Origin of the sequence: Marinitoga sp. 1155, assembly GCF_001021175.1 — a bacterium.
GTDB lineage: Bacteria > Thermotogota > Thermotogae > Petrotogales > Petrotogaceae > Marinitoga.
On sequence record NZ_AZAX01000021.1, the window covers coordinates 1 to 15493 of the forward strand.

At 28.2% G+C, this 15493-nt stretch carries 19 protein-coding genes and 1 tRNA gene; 17 read left to right on the forward strand and 3 right to left on the reverse strand.

Annotated elements, in window-relative coordinates; translation table 11 throughout:
- From X274_RS06995 to lepB, 9 genes are all read left to right on the forward strand, one after another.
- Positions 1 to 217 (forward strand): PD-(D/E)XK nuclease domain-containing protein (locus X274_RS06995; protein WP_047266115.1); only part of this gene is annotated, 217 nt, incomplete at its 5' end.
- 465 nt (positions 218 to 682) lie between these two features.
- Positions 683 to 2011, forward strand: a complete 1329-nt coding sequence (gene ffh, locus X274_RS07000) for a signal recognition particle protein (RefSeq protein ID WP_047266116.1) — start codon at positions 683 to 685, stop codon at positions 2009 to 2011.
- Positions 2012 to 2059: 48 nt separating this feature from the next.
- Positions 2060 to 2335, forward strand: a complete 276-nt coding sequence (gene rpsP / locus X274_RS07005) for a 30S ribosomal protein S16 (RefSeq protein ID WP_047266117.1) — start codon at positions 2060 to 2062, stop codon at positions 2333 to 2335.
- A 17-nt stretch (positions 2336 to 2352) separates the two neighbouring features.
- Positions 2353 to 2583 carry a KH domain-containing protein gene (locus X274_RS07010; protein WP_047266118.1) on the forward strand — a complete coding sequence of 77 codons (231 nt, stop codon included), beginning with the start codon at positions 2353 to 2355 and terminating at the stop codon, positions 2581 to 2583.
- Between the two features lie 4 nt (positions 2584 to 2587).
- Positions 2588 to 3154 (forward strand): ribosome maturation factor RimM, encoded by a 567-nt coding sequence (gene rimM, locus X274_RS07015; protein ID WP_047266119.1) that lies wholly within the window; start codon positions 2588 to 2590, stop codon positions 3152 to 3154.
- Entirely contained in the window at positions 3144 to 3890 is a 747-nt protein-coding gene (trmD, locus tag X274_RS07020) for a tRNA (guanosine(37)-N1)-methyltransferase TrmD (RefSeq protein WP_047266196.1), read from the forward strand. The genes rimM and trmD overlap by 11 nt, the downstream gene beginning before the upstream one ends.
- Positions 3880 to 4443, forward strand: a complete 564-nt coding sequence (locus X274_RS07025) for an RNA methyltransferase (RefSeq protein WP_047266120.1) — start codon at positions 3880 to 3882, stop codon at positions 4441 to 4443. Before trmD ends, X274_RS07025 begins: the two co-directional genes overlap by 11 nt.
- A 32-nt stretch (positions 4444 to 4475) precedes the next feature.
- Positions 4476 to 4823, forward strand: a complete 348-nt coding sequence (gene rplS / locus X274_RS07030; RefSeq protein ID WP_047266121.1) for a 50S ribosomal protein L19 — start codon at positions 4476 to 4478, stop codon at positions 4821 to 4823.
- Positions 4820 to 5752: a signal peptidase I gene (gene lepB / locus X274_RS07035; RefSeq protein WP_156166158.1), complete on the forward strand. Its 933-nt coding sequence runs from the start codon at positions 4820 to 4822 to the stop codon at positions 5750 to 5752. The genes rplS and lepB overlap by 4 nt, the downstream gene beginning before the upstream one ends.
- Before the next feature lie 36 nt (positions 5753 to 5788).
- Here lepB and X274_RS07040 read toward each other — a convergent pair.
- A tRNA-Ser gene (locus X274_RS07040) sits at positions 5789 to 5877 on the reverse strand.
- Between the two features lie 35 nt (positions 5878 to 5912).
- Between X274_RS07040 and rsmG the strand changes: the two genes are divergently transcribed.
- From rsmG to X274_RS07075, 7 genes are all read left to right on the forward strand, one after another.
- Complete coding sequence (gene rsmG, locus X274_RS07045) at positions 5913 to 6617, forward strand: 16S rRNA (guanine(527)-N(7))-methyltransferase RsmG (RefSeq protein WP_047266123.1); 705 nt, start codon at positions 5913 to 5915, stop codon at positions 6615 to 6617.
- Positions 6617 to 7405 (forward strand): lipoate--protein ligase family protein, encoded by a 789-nt coding sequence (locus tag X274_RS07050; RefSeq protein ID WP_047266124.1) that lies wholly within the window; start codon positions 6617 to 6619, stop codon positions 7403 to 7405. Before rsmG ends, X274_RS07050 begins: the two co-directional genes overlap by 1 nt.
- 140 nt (positions 7406 to 7545) lie before the next feature.
- Positions 7546 to 8688: a type III PLP-dependent enzyme gene (locus tag X274_RS07055; protein ID WP_047266125.1), complete on the forward strand. Its 1143-nt coding sequence runs from the start codon at positions 7546 to 7548 to the stop codon at positions 8686 to 8688.
- Positions 8689 to 9333: 645 nt separating this feature from the next.
- Positions 9334 to 10611, forward strand: coding sequence for a transcription antitermination factor NusB (locus X274_RS07060; protein ID WP_047266126.1), 1278 nt, complete (start codon positions 9334 to 9336; stop codon positions 10609 to 10611).
- 2 nt (positions 10612 to 10613) lie between these two features.
- Entirely contained in the window at positions 10614 to 11597 is a 984-nt protein-coding gene (locus X274_RS07065; protein WP_047266127.1) for an asparaginase, read from the forward strand.
- 1 nt (position 11598) lies between these two features.
- On the forward strand, positions 11599 to 12612 hold the full coding sequence (locus tag X274_RS07070) for an AI-2E family transporter (protein WP_047266128.1): 1014 nt from the start codon (positions 11599 to 11601) through the stop codon (positions 12610 to 12612).
- Position 12613: 1 nt separating this feature from the next.
- Positions 12614 to 13984 (forward strand): tetratricopeptide repeat protein, encoded by a 1371-nt coding sequence (locus tag X274_RS07075; protein ID WP_047266129.1) that lies wholly within the window; start codon positions 12614 to 12616, stop codon positions 13982 to 13984.
- Here the strand turns inward: X274_RS07075 and X274_RS07080 are convergent.
- On the reverse strand, positions 13969 to 14508 hold the full coding sequence (locus tag X274_RS07080; RefSeq protein WP_047266130.1) for a metal-dependent hydrolase: 540 nt from the start codon (positions 14506 to 14508) through the stop codon (positions 13969 to 13971). The two genes, X274_RS07075 and X274_RS07080, sit on opposite strands and share 16 nt — an antisense overlap.
- A gap of 29 nt (positions 14509 to 14537) precedes the next feature.
- Between X274_RS07080 and tsaB the strand changes: the two genes are divergently transcribed.
- Positions 14538 to 15221 carry a tRNA (adenosine(37)-N6)-threonylcarbamoyltransferase complex dimerization subunit type 1 TsaB gene (gene tsaB, locus X274_RS07085; protein WP_047266131.1) on the forward strand — a complete coding sequence of 228 codons (684 nt, stop codon included), beginning with the start codon at positions 14538 to 14540 and terminating at the stop codon, positions 15219 to 15221.
- A 38-nt stretch (positions 15222 to 15259) separates the two neighbouring features.
- On the opposite strand, the gene X274_RS07090 is transcribed toward tsaB, so the two are convergent.
- Positions 15260 to 15493 (reverse strand): carbon storage regulator, encoded by a 234-nt coding sequence (locus X274_RS07090; protein ID WP_047266132.1) that lies wholly within the window; start codon positions 15491 to 15493, stop codon positions 15260 to 15262.

Consider the following 15493-nt stretch of genomic DNA (forward strand, 5'->3'; position numbering starts at 1 on the left):
ATACGAAGAAGTGCCATATGAAGCGATAATAGAAGTAAAATACATAAAACAAAAAGGATACACAGAAGAAAAATTAAAAAGGAAAATAAAACAGGCAAAAGAACAAATAGAAAAATACAAGAAATCATATGAATTAAACTCAAAAAATGAAACGATGAAAAAGTATATAATTGTTTTTGTTGGAAAAGAAGCGAAGTATATTGAGGAAATAAACTAAAACTCCCGTTCTGGGAGTTTTTAATTTTAATGGTATTTAAATATTATAGGATTAATATTTCTATAATTTTCCATAGCATTTTCAGAATCATCAAAATCTGAATAAATAATTTTTTCATTTTCGATATCATAAATGTAATAATAATATTTTTTAAATTTTTGTTTTTTACTAAACTAATTATCTAAGAATAATTGTAAAATCTTCTTTGAGAATGAATTAAATTTTTCTTTCTATTACAGTAATCAAATTGTAACTTTAAATTTTCCACCTTCTCACATTTTGTTCAATATAATTCATGAAAAAATAGGTTTTTTATAGTATACTAAACTTGTGTATCCTTATGTTAATTCATTAAATATAGAATAGACCAAGCTCAAGTACAGATTGTAGCGAATAGAAAAGCTATAATCTGCAGTTATTTTGTTTTTAAAATAAAAATTTTTAATCCTCACCGGAGGTGTGCACATGTTTGACAATCTTCAAAAAAAGCTATCGAAAGCGTTTAAGTCGTTAAAAGGGCAGGGTAAATTATCAGAAAAAAATATCAAAGATGCTGTTAGAGCAGTAAAAATGTCTTTATTAGAAGCTGATGTTAATTATAAAGTTGTTAAGGAATTTATAGAAAAAGTTAGAGAAAAGGCGCTTGGAAAAGAAGTTTTAGAAAGTTTAACGCCTGATCAGGAATTTATTAGAATAGTTAGAGACGAATTAATAGAATTAATGGGTGGAAATGAAAAAACGAAATTAAATATTTCTAAAAGACCTGGATATATAATGTTGGTAGGTCTTCAGGGAAGCGGTAAAACTACTCATGCAGCAAAATTGGCAAAGTATTTTAAAAAACAAGGAAAAGCTCCTTTGTTAGTTGCGGCAGATACATATAGACCAGCGGCAATTGATCAACTTGTTCAATTAGGGGAACAAATAGGAGTTCCAGTTTTTACAGGGGACAGAAAAAATGCTGTAAATATAGTAAAGGAAGCAATGGATTATGCAGAAAAATTGGTGCATGATATAGTTATTTTAGATACTGCTGGTAGATTACATATAGATGATCAAATGATGAAAGAACTTGAGGAAATAAAAAGAATAGCGCAACCAGAAGAGATTCTTATGGTTGTTGATGCAATGATAGGTCAGGATGCAGTAAATTCTGCGAAAGAATTTAATAATAGACTGGAATTAGATGGGTTCATAGTTACAAAACTTGATGGTGACGCACGTGGTGGTGTAATAATTTCAATTAGACAAATTACTCAAAAACCCATTAAATTTGTAGGTATTGGTGAAAAAGTTGATGATCTTGAGTTATTTTATCCTGAAAGATACGCAAGTAGAATTTTGGGTATGGGAGATGTGTTATCTCTTATTGAAAAAGTTGAGAGTGAAATAGATAAAGAAAAGGCAGAAGAATCTGCTAATAAGTTTTTAGAAGGTAAATTTGATTTTAACGACTTTTTAGAGCAAATACAGCAAATTAGGAAATTAGGACCACTGTCTAAAATACTAGAAATGATACCTGGTGTTCCAAAAGATGGAATAGATGTAAACAAAAGTGAAGCAGAATTGAAAAAAATAGAAGCTATAATTAATTCGATGACAAAAGAGGAAAGGCGAAAGCCGAGAATATTAAATTATTCAAGAAAACAAAGGATTTCAAAAGGTAGTGGAACGACATTGCAGGATATAAATAAATTGATAAAATCATACGAGCAAATGAAAAAAATGATGAAACAGGTAAAGAAAATGAAAAATAAAAAGTCTTTATTCGGAAAAATGCCATTTGGATTTTAATAAAAATATTAAATATAAACTAAAATTCTTAGGAGGTGTATTATTAGTATGGTAAAAATAAGATTAAACAGAATGGGAAGAAGGCATAGACCCTTTTATAGGATTGTGGTTGTTGATTCAAGAGAAAAAAGAAGTGGAAAGTATATAGAATCGTTGGGTTTTTATGATCCGCTAAGAGAAAATGATACTTTTCAGGTAAATGTTGAAAAAGCAGTTGAATGGATTTTAAAAGGTGCTCAACCTACTGATACAGCAAGAGATATTTTATCAAAAGCTGGAGTTATGAAAAGAGTTCATGAAATAAAATTTGAAAAGAAAGCGTAATGCCAGGAGGCATGTAAATGAAGAAATTATTAGAAAATATAATTAAAGGAATTGTTAAAAATCCGGAGTTAGTAAATATAGTGGAATATAAAAATGATAATGAAATAGTTTTTGAAATCCATGTAGATCCACACGATGTGGGACAAATTATTGGAAAAGATGGAAGAACTATAAAGTCTATAAATACTCTATTAACAGCAGCTAAGAAAGATGAAAGTACTAAATTTCTTTTAAAGGTAATAAGGTGATAAAATGAAGAGGTTAGACGACCTCTTGAAGGATAAGATAGCTATTGGAAAAATTTCCAATACACATGGTTTGAATGGAGAACTTAAACTTTTTCCTTATACTAGTGAGCAAAGAATTTTTGAAAATTTAAGTGATGTTTTGCTTTATAACCCAAAAACAAAACGTTTCTTATATGCAAAATTGGAATCAATAAGAAAAGCAAATAAGGTCTATATTGTGAAAATTTACGGTGTTGAAAATATATCTTCTGCTCAAAGATATAAAGATTTTATAATCTATATTTCTGAGAAAGATTTGCCAGATCTTGAAGAAACAGAATTTTATTATTTTCAATTGTTAAATAAAAAAGTTTTTTATGATGATGGTGCATATATTGGAAAAATAATTGATATTTTAGAAACCGGTGCAAATGATGTGATAGTCATTGAAAATGAAATAAATAAATTTGAAAAAGAAGAAATTCTTTATCCATTAATAAAAGAGAATGTGGTTAAATTCGATAAAAATGCTGATGATATTATTGTAAAAAGATTGGAATGGTATAATGATGATATCGAAGATAGAGATTGATGTCGTTACAATATTTCCTGAAATGTTTGAAGCCATAACAAAATTTGGGGTATTATCCAGAGCAATTAAAGAAAAAATTATATTGTTTAATGCACATAATTTGAGAGACTATACAAAAGATAAACACCGAGTTACAGATTTATATGCATATGGCGGTGGCCCAGGGATGGTTATGAAGGTAGAACCTTTTTATGAATTTTATGATGAGTATCTGAAAGAGAAAGGGAAAAAACCATATGTGATATTAACATCACCACAAGGGAAAAAATTTGATTCGTCAGATGCGGAAAGGCTTGCAAAAAAAGAAAATTTAGTATTTTTTTGCGGAAGATATGAAGGTATTGATGAACGAGTTATGAAGCTTGTTGATGAAGAGTTTTCTATAGGTGATTTTGTTGTTACAGGTGGAGAATTGCCTGCTATGTTAATGATAGATGCAATATCAAGATTTGTTCCTGGAGTAGTGGGAGATATTAATAGTGTAAAAAATGACTCATTTTATAATCAATTATTGGATCATCCACATTATACCAAGCCAAGAGAATTTAAAGGAATGAAGGTTCCGGATGTTTTATTAAGTGGAAATCATAAAAAGATAGATGAGTATCGTAGGAGAGAAAGTATAATGCGAACAATTTTAAAACGTCCGGATTTATTTATTAAACATGAGTTAGATGAATTTGATAAAAAGGTGATTGTTAATATAATCAGGGAGCTGATTTTAGATGAGAAATAATGTTTATATAGCATTGATACACTACCCAATATTAGGAAGAGAAGGGCAAATTATTTCAACTGCAATAACAAATTTGGATATTCATGATATTGCTCGTTCATCAAGAACATATAATATCAAGAATTATTATATAGTTTCTAATCTTCCAGCCCAGCAGCAAATAGTAAAAAATGTTTTAAAATATTGGACAGAAGGTTTTGGGAAAGAGTATAATCCAAATAGATATGATGCGTTATCTATTGCAAAATTAAAACCGTATCTGGAAGATGTTATTGAAGATATTGAGAAAAATGAAGGGAAAAAACCGAAGTTAATATTTACTTCTGCGAAAATCAGAGAAAGAACTCTGAGTTTTTCGGAGATTAATAAAATTATTGTTGAAAATGATGAACCACATTTAATTTTATTTGGAACAGGTTGGGGAATGCCAGAAGAAATAAGGGAAATTTGTGATTATGAATTAGAACCTATTAGAGGAAATGCGCAATTTAACCATTTATCAGTTAGAGCTGCGGTTGCGATTGCGTTGGATAGGCTTTTTGGAGAAAATTAATTAATATAAAATATTCTCAAGGAGGGTTTAACATGGATCAATATATTAGAGCCATTGAAAAAGAATATATACGAGAAGATATTCCAGAATTCAGACCTGGTGATACAGTAAAAGTATATGTAAAGGTTGTTGAAGGTGGTAGAGAAAGAGTACAGGCCTATGAAGGTATTGTTATAAAAATAAGAGGTGGCGGATTAGGAAAAACATTTACAGTTAGAAGAATTGGTGCAAATGGTGTAGGAGTAGAAAGAATATTCCCATTGCACTCACCATCGATTGAAAAAATACAGGTTGTAAGAAAAGGTAAAGTAAGAAGAGCAAAACTTTACTACTTAAGAAACATTAGAGGTAAGATTAAGATTAAGGAGAGAAGGGACTGAGCTTGAGTCTTAAATCTAAAATAAAAAAAGAAACGTATGAATGGATTAATGCTCTTGTTTATGCGGTGATTTTTGGAACAATAATAAGATTATTTGTTTTTGAAACAATGATGGTTCCAACACCTTCTATGGTACCAACCATACAGGTGTTGGATCGTTTGTTTATCGAAAAAATAACATATGATTATAGCAAGCCAAAATTAGGCGATATTATAGTCTTTTGGACACCTTTTGTTGACAAAAGTGCTCAAAAGCAACTTGGTGCATTTGATAAATTTATGGATTTATTTGCTCCGAAGAAATTTGATGGTCATGTGAAGTATGTAAAAAGATTAGTTGGTGTTCCTGGAGATACATTAGAATTAGTGCCAGATAGTAAAATATGGGAAAAATTAAAATCAGATAAAGATTTTACACCACCATATTGGTTAAAGAAAATCATAGATTATTATAATGGTGTGGAAAATGTTCCATCAAGTGTAAAAAATTCTGTAGCTCAATTATATGTAAATGGTAAGATACCAGAAGGATTTGAAAATAGATATTATTATATTGATGGGATTTTTGCTTCAAAAGACTATTATAAATTTATGGCATATCCAGAAAAATATAGTAGCGATATATATAGAGCTTATAGCGAAATAAGAAAACCTATGTTTGACCTTGGTGCTTTTAGATATTACAACAAAACACTGGATTATACAAAATATTATGAATCTGTTTTATCTAAATTGGATTTAAATAAAGTTTTTGTTGAAGAAAAAGGCAGAGTAAAAATTAATCTTCCTGATGGATTTTATTTTTTCATGGGAGATAATACAACTGAAAGTTTTGATAGCAGATATTTTGGAATAGTTCCAGAAGAAAATATAATAGGAAGACCTTTTTTAAGAATATGGCCGTATAATAGATTTGGATCTGTAAAATAACCAAAAACCGCCCAACAAAATTGGGCGGTTTAATATTGGCGGAGACGGTGGGACTCGAACCCACACGGGGCGTCAACCCCATCGGTTTTCAAGACCGACGCCTTAGCCAATTAGGCTACGTCTCCGAGAAGTATTATACCACATTAGGAGGTACTTGTCAATGAAATTTTTATTGAGACTTTTTAAAGAATATGAAATTTCTTTGAACGAAAATTCATATAATAAGCTGAAAAAGTTTATTGATTTAATAATAAATTACCCTGTTAATCTTACTGCAATAAAAGATTTTGAGATAGCTTTTAAATCCCTAATTTTAGATAGTCTATATCCTTTTATTAAATTTGTTAAATTAAAAGATAATTATAAATTTTTAGATATTGGGACAGGAGGTGGAATTCCAGGGATCCCACTATCAATAATGTATCCAAAAATTAATTTTACACTTTTGGATAGTATAGAAAAAAAAATAAAAGGTGTAAAATTTTTTATAAACGAATTGGATTTAGAAAACGTTAATGCTATAAGTGAAAGAGTAGAAATTTTTTCAAAGAATAATTTATCTTCTTTTGATTATATTACCGCTAAAGCAGTTTCAAGAAGTGATGTTTTATTAGAATATGCGGCACCGTTATTAAAAACAGATGGACTTTTATTTCTGTATAAAGGTCCAACATATATATCTGAAGAAAGGAAATATTTAATAAAAGCTGCTGAAAAAATATATTTTGATATTGTAGAGGAACATTATTACAGACTTTTTGAAAAAGATAGAGTATTTATTATATTGAAAAAAACTGGGGAAACTCCGTCTATTTTTCCAAGAAAAATTGGTATGGCGCTAAAAAAACCTTTGGGAGGTATTTGATGATAAGGCTTATTGTCGATACATATCATATGGGGTCATGGAATATGGCATGTGACCTTTCTATTGCTAAACATGTAGGAAAGGGAATACAACCAACAACGATAAGATTATATGGTTGGACATTACCAACTTTATCGCTTGGAAGGTTTCAAAAAATAGAGGATATAGATATAGATTATTTGAGAAATAACAATATAGATATTGTCAGAAGGCCAACAGGCGGAAGGGCAGTTTTACATAATAAAGAAATAACATATCTTTTTTCAGCGGCTACCAAACATCCGTTGCTTCCAGATAATGTAGTTGGAAGCTATAAAGTAATTGCTGAAGCTTTGAGGAAAAGTTTAGAAATTTTGAAAATACATTGTGATGTTGAAAAAAATAAAAACAAGCATCTTAATACTCCAGCATGTTATGATGCACCATCTATATATGAAATTACAGTTGATAAAAAAAAGTTTATCGGTAGTGCACAATATAGAAATGAAAATTATATTTTACAACATGGTTCTATACCATTAAGTTTTCCATTGAAAAATTATGTAAATTCATTTAAATTATCTCAGGAAAAGAAAGAAAAATTATATAATCACCTGGAAAAAAAAGTCATTGATATAAAAAGTATTTTAAATAAAGAAATTTCTTTTGAAGAACTAGCTGAAGCATTAAAATACGGTTTTGGAAAGGAATTTAATGAAGATGTATTTATTGGTGAACTTTCACAATCTGAATATGATCTTACAAAAAAACTTGTAAAAAAATTTGAAATTGATATCGATACACTTTAGGGATGGAGACCATCCCTAATTTTATTTAGTTTTTCTATTTTAATATAAAATGCTTTTTTTGTTAAACAATAATGTTAGTAATAGTAACATTAATGATTTATCATTTTTTCAATATTATAAAATTGTAGGGAGGGAGAGACATGAAAGTTACTGATTTAGTTAGAAAAGCTGCTAAAAAATTAGAGACTCCATTTTTAGTATTGGATATAGAACAGGTTAAAAAAAATTATTTAAGATTAAAAGATTCAATGAAAAATGTGGAAATATTTTATGCGGTTAAAGCAAATTCTCATATTGAAATATTAAAAGTTTTAAGGGATTTAGGTTCTTCTTTTGATGTTGCATCAGTTGGAGAAATTAATAAGTTATTATCTCTTGGAATATCGCCAAAAAAAATGAGTTTTGGAAATCCAATAAAAAAAGAAAAAGATATAGCTTATGCATGGGAAGTTGGAATTGAATATTTTTCTGTTGATAGTGAAATGGAGGTAGAAAAGGTTGCAAGAAATGCTCCGGGCTCAAAAGTATACGCAAGGATTGCAACAAGTTCTTCTGATAGTGATTGGCCATTGTCCGGAAAGTTTGGAACGGATATAGATCATGTTATTTCTATTTTAAATTGGGCAAATAGACATGGATTAAAGCCCTTTGGAGTAAGTTTTCATGTTGGTTCTCAATCTTATAATAAATATAAATGGCAAGAAGCTATTTTAGAGTCGAGTGTTGTTTTTAATAAACTTTTGAAAAATGGAATTGAATTAAAAATGCTAAATTTAGGTGGAGGAATACCTGTTAAACATACAAAACCAATTCCAACAGTTGAAGAAATTGGAGAGGTTGTTGAAGACTCCATAAGGGAATATTTATGGAAACACAAGAATTTAATGATAGTTTCTGAACCGGGAAGATCTATGGTGGGAGATGCAGGAATTTTAGTTTCAAGAGTTATATTAAAAAGCAGAAAAGGAAGTAAAAAATGGATATATTTAGATGTTGGTGTATTTCATGGATTGATGGAAACTATAGAAAATTTTCAGTATGAAATTCAGGTTGAAGGTAAAAATCATGGTAATAAAGATGTTTTTACAATAGCAGGGCCAACATGTGATAGTGTGGACACAATTTATGAGGATACATTATTGCCATCAGATATTGATTATAATGATATTGTTTATTTTATAAATTCAGGTGCATATACAGTTGAATATTCTTCATATTTTAATGGTATAGAACCTCCAAAAGTTTATACACTTGATGAATTAAAGGAAATTTTAAAAGATTGAGGAATTATATAATAAAATTTTATCGAAGTTATAAATATAAAATTTGCAAGTATTGATCTCGTTCAGACGATCATTTACTTATCTGATAAAATTATAATAAAAAACTTTGGAGTCAATTATTAGGTACAAAATATTTCTCAAAATAATATATCGTTCAAGCGGTGAAATTTCTAATCTTCAAAATTTTTCATTCTCGCCGGTCGCTCAGACTCGCATCCATGCTCGGCTTTGCTCAAAATCACATCCATGTGATTTTGACCGGCAACATTCAAAATTTTTTCAGGAAATTTCAAGCTTTCTCTCATATTATTTTTTGAAATATTTTGTTATTAGTTCTAAAAAAATATGATAGTCATAAAAATTATTTATAATTGTTTGTAAATTTTATGTATTATAAATTATATATGATTAATAATAATAACGAATTATAATCTGAGAAAAGGCTTGAAAATTCCCGAGTTAAATATTTGCGTGAGCTGTCAAAAAAACAGGACGTTTTTTTGAGCGAAACCATTGCATGNNTGATTCGTTATTATTATTTCCTATTTATTCCGATAAAATTATAATTACTTGAAAAAACATTTGAATTTGAAATTGTTTATTCTGTAATATACCTCTGATATAATAACAAAAAGAGGTGATTTTATGGTCAGAAAAGACGCGTATTTATTATTGCGTGAATTTGATAAAAAGCATTATATTCCACAAAAATCTTTTGATTATTTTACTAAAATTTATTCAAATCAGGATATGGCGTTATTAAAAAATCTTGTATGGGGAACTATAAGGAATCTTGTGAAAATAGACTTTTATTTAAAAAAACTGATTAAAAATTATAAAAATATTCCACCTGCTTCTAAATGGATATTGAGATTAGGGGCATATCAAATTCTAAATGGTTTTAAGCCTTATGTTGCTGTAAATGAAACGGTTAAAGTTGCGAAAAATAGAAAAGTTAGAGGATTGGTTAATGCTACGCTTAAAAATCTTATGAGGAAAAAAGATGATTATATTTTGCCTCCATGGATAGAATTTTCAATTCCAAAATGGATATATGACTATATGAACGAACACTTTCCGGAAGATTATGTCAACGCATTCTTGAAAAAAAGTTATTCAATTAATCCACTTACCTTAAGGACAAATACATTAAAAATTTCTCGAGATGATCTTATAAAAAATTTATCAGAATACTCCATTAAACCAACAATTCATTCTCCTTTTGGAGTTATTATTGAAAATCCAAAATTTCCAATTGAAAGTACAAAAGAATATTTAAAGGGTTATTTTTATATTCAGCATGAAAGTTCTCAAATTATTCCATTAATTTTAAACCCTCATCCAGGTGAAGCTGTCCTGGACATGTGTGCGGCTCCTGGAGGAAAGACAACAGAACTGGCACAGTTGATAGATAATAAAGGAGAGATTGTAGCTTTAGATATCGATATTGATAGGCTGGAACTTATTGAAGCAAATATTCAAAGATTGGGAATTAATATAATTAAAACAAAATTAATATCCGGCATTGAATATAATGAAGAAAAATATGATAAAATACTTATTGATGCACCGTGTTCTTCTTTAGGGACGGCTTCAATTCATCCTGAAGTCTTTCATAGAATTACAAATAAAGATTTTATTAAATATTCAGATGTTCAGATAAAATTATTGGAAAATGCTATTAGTAACTTGATTAAAAACAATGGAGAAATTGTATATTCTACATGTACAATTTCGATAGAAGAGAATACGAAAATTATGAAATATATATTCGAAAAGTTTTCGAATATAAGCTTTGAAGAAATTGATTTGAATAAATATAATATAAAAAATTATTATGATGGTTTTGGATATTATTTTTATCCTGATGATACATTAATACCATTTTATGTGGCAAAAATTAAAATAAAAGAAAGGGGTTAAACATGAAAGTTGCGATAATAACCACCGGTGGAACTATTGCTATGGTTCATGACCCTTTATTGGGGGTAATACCTTCTGAAGAAAGAAATAAACATTTAAACGAAATCCCTGAATTAAAAAAGATTGCTGAAACTGAATTAATTGAATTTACCAATATACCAAGTCCGCATATGACACCAAAAATTATGTTTGAACTTTCAAAATTTATAAAAAAAGTTATTTCTCGCAAAGATATTAATGGTGTTGTTATAACTCATGGAACTGATACTCTTGAAGAAACCGCATATTTTTTAGATTTAGTTTTGAATGAAAGGAAACCTGTTGTATTAACAGCTGCTATGAGAAATTGGAATGAACCAAGTACAGATGGACCAGCGAATTTAATTTCTTCTGTGCGAGTCGCATCATCTAAAAAAGCTATGAATAAAGGAGTTCTTGTGTGTTTAAATGACGAAATTCATTCTGCCAGAGAAGTAACAAAAACTTATACAAGTAATGTGGCAACCTTTGACTCTCCAGGGTATGGGCCTCTGGGTATTGTTGACGAAGATGCTGTAATATTTTATAGAGAATCACTTTTAAGAATGCATATTGATGCCAATGATGTGGAGGATAAAGTTGCTTTAATTAAAACGTATACAGGTGATGATGGAGCAATTTTGAAAGTTTTACCTGATCTTGAGTTTAAAGGAGTAGTTATTGAAGGTTTTGGAAGAGGAAATGTTCCTCCAAAAGTTGCTGATAAAATAGAATGGCTGGTTAAGGAAAAAAAGATACCTGTTATTGTTGTTTCAAGATGTTTTAAAGGAAGAGTTTTAGGCGTATATGGGTATCATGGTGGAGGAGCTGATTTGAAAAATAAAGGCGCAATACTCGGAAATGAAGTTTCAGGACAAAAAGCAAGAATAAAATTGACAGTAGCTCTTGGGGTTACGAACGAAATTGAAGAATTAAGAAAATATTTTGAACTTAATGGAGTTGATTAAAATGAAATTAAGCCCTAATTTAAAAGGTGCTTTATTTTCTGCGGTTTATTTTATAATATTTATAAGTATAGCGTTCATTTCAAGAGATGTTTTTGCAATTATAATCTTTACTATAGGTTTTGTTCTGGCTATAAATCTTATAGCCAAGGGATTGAATCGTTTGAAAATTCCAATGAAAATTGCAAATATTCTAGCGCTTATTAGTTCTTTATTCTTTTTATATTTATTACTTGTGTTGTTAATACCAACAGTAATTAAAGAAATTAGCAATTTTGTCGTTTTTTTAAATGACTTTTTTCAAAAAGCGCAATGGAAAGTATTGTTGCAAAATCAACCAGAAAATATTGTTGATAATATAGAAAATTTTATGAATTCACTACAACCTAAGTTAATAGAGTTATTATCTAATTTTATTGAATTGATTCCAACATATGGTCAAAGAGCTTTCACTTTTTTGTTTTTCTTAACTATCGGAACTATATATTTTAGTTTTTATTTTGAGTCATTTAAAGAAAAATTACAGTATCTTTATCCGAAATCTTTGAGAAAAACAGCAAATGAGTTTTACAATGAAACGTTTAATCAGATTGAACATTATGTTGTTGCTACGCTATTAGCTTCAGCCTTTGTTGGTGTTTCAGCCTTTTTAGCAATGTCTTTTTTAGGGATTAAATATCAGTTATTACTGAGTTTTTGGGCAGCTGTTACAAATTTTATTCCTGTTATAGGCGTTGTTTTAGAATTTATTCCTATGATTATAGTCGGAGTTTCAAGTGGATTAACAACTATGTTATTATTTTTGCTTATAATGTCTGTTATACATGGTATAGCATTTATTATATTTATTTCAATAATGAAAGATTATGGTCGAATTAATCCAGTTATTACTATTTTTTCATTATTAATATTGGGTTCAATTATAAGCCTAACAGGGGCCTTAATTGCTGTACCGACAGCTATGATAATAAAGGTTTTCTGGCAAATTTATATAAAACCAGAACTTGAAAGGGGCTAAAATGAAAAAAACTTTTGTTTCTTTTTTTCTAGTGTTATCGATTATACTTTTTTCTATTTCTATTGAAGATATTAAAAATCTTTCAAAAATGCCAGATACTTTAAATCAAGCATGGGGTGAATTCATTAAATATATTGCAGAAAACCCTGATGACCCTGCTATTGGTGTGCTTGGAGAAGTTTTATCTGCAAAAAAGTATTTTTATAAAAATTATAAAAATGCTCCATTTTTTGAAGCACTAATTCAAGAAAATTTTAATAAATTTTGTGGTTCTTTAGGTTTATACAATAACATATTAAATGAAGATGAAACGGGATTAATTCTAAAAATTTTTCCACAAATACCTTTAATTGTTAAAAGAACTTTAGAAACAGGGATTATGGAGTTAAATTCTTATAAGAATTTATATAAATTAGAAGGTCTTGAGAAATATATAACCCCTTTTTCTTATGAGGGTTTTTTACAAATTCTGGTTGATAAATCAATAAAATCCCCAGTTTTTTTAGATAAAGATATGGAAAACTTTATAGTTAAATTTGTTCCAAAGTCTAAAATTCGGGATATTAACAATATATTGAATAATTCAACATATTTTTTAGACGAAAACAATTATATGGGAGCATTTAAACTATTGAGTTTTTTGAAAGAACAGGGGGTAATAAGCGCAAATGAATTGCAAACATATTCATTATTAAAAAAATATTTTGATTTAAAAACAAAAATAGGGGAACTGTCTTCTAATATATATATAATTTCACCAGAAGAATTGTTAGATTTTACATTAAATGTTTTAGATATAGTCGATCAAACGGTAAATTTGAATATAGAAAAAAATACATTATATACATTATTAGAAGGAGTTATCAAAACCATACGTATAAGAATTGAAAGTTCAAATAAGATAATATTTAAAAATATTCCTGATAAATTAGATAATTTAATTGAAAAATCACCGTCTGATATAAGTAAAGAACTCGCAAGTTTGAAAAAAATAATATTAAATTCAACTTTACAAAATACAAAAGAGCAAAAGACATCAGATATTTCTACTTCGAGTAAGGCGACATCTGCTGAAAAGGGAGAAAGTAAAGGTTTTATTATTTATCCAGCTATAGTTATTATTTTGATAATATTGCTTGTATTATATATTCCCTATAATGTTGTTTCATATAAAAGTGTTGAATTTTATATGAATTTGAAAATGTATAAAGTTGCATTAAAAGTGGTTGAAAAACTATTGATTAAAAATCCAGATGATTATAAAGCTTATATATTAATGGCCCGAATCTTAGAAGAGTTAAATGAAATAGATAAAGCAATGATTGCTTATAAAACAGCACATAACAAAAGAAAAAATCATGATTTAAAATAGTAATCCAAAATCAGATGGATAAAAAATCCGGTAGTTAAAGATAAAGCAATGAATAAAGTTTTATAATCAACAGAATAATAATTTGAAGTTTTAAGAAAATATAATATTATTCCGGTCAAAATTCCAGTAAATGGGCTATGCCATTTTCCTCTATGTTTAGTAATATGATTGAATAAAATACCGAAAATCCATCCAAGTATAATTCCTATTATAATATATATTGTTTTTATTAAATAAATATTTATTGAAAGAAAGGAAAGAAAATTATAATATTTTTCTATCTTGAATATAGAATAAATTCCTGCTCCAATTAACAATATTCTGAATACTCTGTTTATCAACGACATATTATGGTCGACATCGGGCAAATCTGAACCTAATACAAAGAAAAAAAATGCTGTTAAAATTAATGTATCGTTTTGATAAAAATCAATGTTAAAAAAATTCATAATTGCTGAATATAATAAAAAATAAACTGGATAAAATAAAATTCCTGTTATTATATGTGTTTTAAAATTTGGCATACATTATTCTCCTTTCAGGTGGTGATATTTTGAATATATTAGGTATAGATGCTTCCAATAAAGGTGTTTTGATTGTATTGAAAAAAGATGATTCTATATATTATAAAGAAAATTTCGAAAAAAATTCCGGCAGTTATATTATTTCAATGATAAATTCAGTTTTAAAAGAAAATTATATATGCATAGATGATATAGATTTATTTGGTTGTACAATAGGGCCAGGATCATTTACAGGTATAAGAATCTCAATAGCATCAATACAGGGATTGCTCTTCAGGAAAAAGAAAAAGGTTGTTCCTCTTATTTCAACAGATTTGCTGTATAGTAGTTATAATACGAATAACAATTCATCTCAACAGATAGCAATCTTAAAAAGGGCTCGTGTCGATGCTGCGTATGTAAATATATTTGAAAATAATAAAAGTACTTTTGGACCAGAACTTGTTCATTTGGATGATTTAACGGCTCTATTGAAAAAAGATACAATTTTATTAGGTGAAGAGAGTTTATATTTCAAAGAAAAATTAAATCTGGATAACCGGGTAGAAATTGCGAATATATCTCCTAAATCTTTTGTAAATTATATTGAAAAAAATAGAGAATTATCAGTCTTACCAGAAGATCTTAAAGTTTTGTATCTTCAAAAACCACTTGCAGTTGAAAATTTTGAAAAAAAGAATAATGTAAATATAAATAAAGATATTTATAACTAAAAATAATTATAATATCTAATTAAAAATAGCCCTGAGGGCTATTTTTTTTCAAATAATTTCTTTACCTGGGAAATATCTTTAACCTTTGTAGCTGAAATATTTTCTTCTATAATACTTTTGTATACTTCTTCCCTATATATTTTGAAATCTTTTGGACCTTCAAATCCCAATTTTATAACCGATCCTTCGATGGATAAAACCTTTAACTTTAAAATTTTATCTTCTATCATTATAGTAATACCTTCATTATTTTTTCTTGATAAGACTAACAT

Bases quoted from the DNA above. Each gene is read 5' to 3' on its own strand.
- ffh (WP_047266116.1), top strand. From the start codon at position 683: ATGTTTGACAATCTTCAAAAAAAGCTATCGAAAGCGTTTAAGTCGTTA.
- X274_RS07070 (WP_047266128.1), top strand. From the start codon at position 11,599: ATGAAATTAAGCCCTAATTTAAAAGGTGCTTTATTTTCTGCGGTTTAT.
- X274_RS07080 (WP_047266130.1), bottom strand. From the start codon at position 14,508: ATGCCAAATTTTAAAACACATATAATAACAGGAATTTTATTTTATCCA.
- X274_RS07075 (WP_047266129.1), top strand. From the start codon at position 12,614: ATGAAAAAAACTTTTGTTTCTTTTTTTCTAGTGTTATCGATTATACTT.
- X274_RS07025 (WP_047266120.1), top strand. From the start codon at position 3,880: ATGAGAAATAATGTTTATATAGCATTGATACACTACCCAATATTAGGA.
- X274_RS07060 (WP_047266126.1), top strand. From the start codon at position 9,334: ATGGTCAGAAAAGACGCGTATTTATTATTGCGTGAATTTGATAAAAAG.
- X274_RS07090 (WP_047266132.1), bottom strand. From the start codon at position 15,493: ATGTTAGTCTTATCAAGAAAAAATAATGAAGGTATTACTATAATGATA.
- X274_RS07010 (WP_047266118.1), top strand. From the start codon at position 2,353: ATGAAGAAATTATTAGAAAATATAATTAAAGGAATTGTTAAAAATCCG.
- rplS (WP_047266121.1), top strand. From the start codon at position 4,476: ATGGATCAATATATTAGAGCCATTGAAAAAGAATATATACGAGAAGAT.
- rsmG (WP_047266123.1), top strand. From the start codon at position 5,913: ATGAAATTTTTATTGAGACTTTTTAAAGAATATGAAATTTCTTTGAAC.
- X274_RS07055 (WP_047266125.1), top strand. From the start codon at position 7,546: ATGAAAGTTACTGATTTAGTTAGAAAAGCTGCTAAAAAATTAGAGACT.
- X274_RS07050 (WP_047266124.1), top strand. From the start codon at position 6,617: ATGATAAGGCTTATTGTCGATACATATCATATGGGGTCATGGAATATG.
- rpsP (WP_047266117.1), top strand. From the start codon at position 2,060: ATGGTAAAAATAAGATTAAACAGAATGGGAAGAAGGCATAGACCCTTT.
- rimM (WP_047266119.1), top strand. From the start codon at position 2,588: ATGAAGAGGTTAGACGACCTCTTGAAGGATAAGATAGCTATTGGAAAA.
- X274_RS07065 (WP_047266127.1), top strand. From the start codon at position 10,614: ATGAAAGTTGCGATAATAACCACCGGTGGAACTATTGCTATGGTTCAT.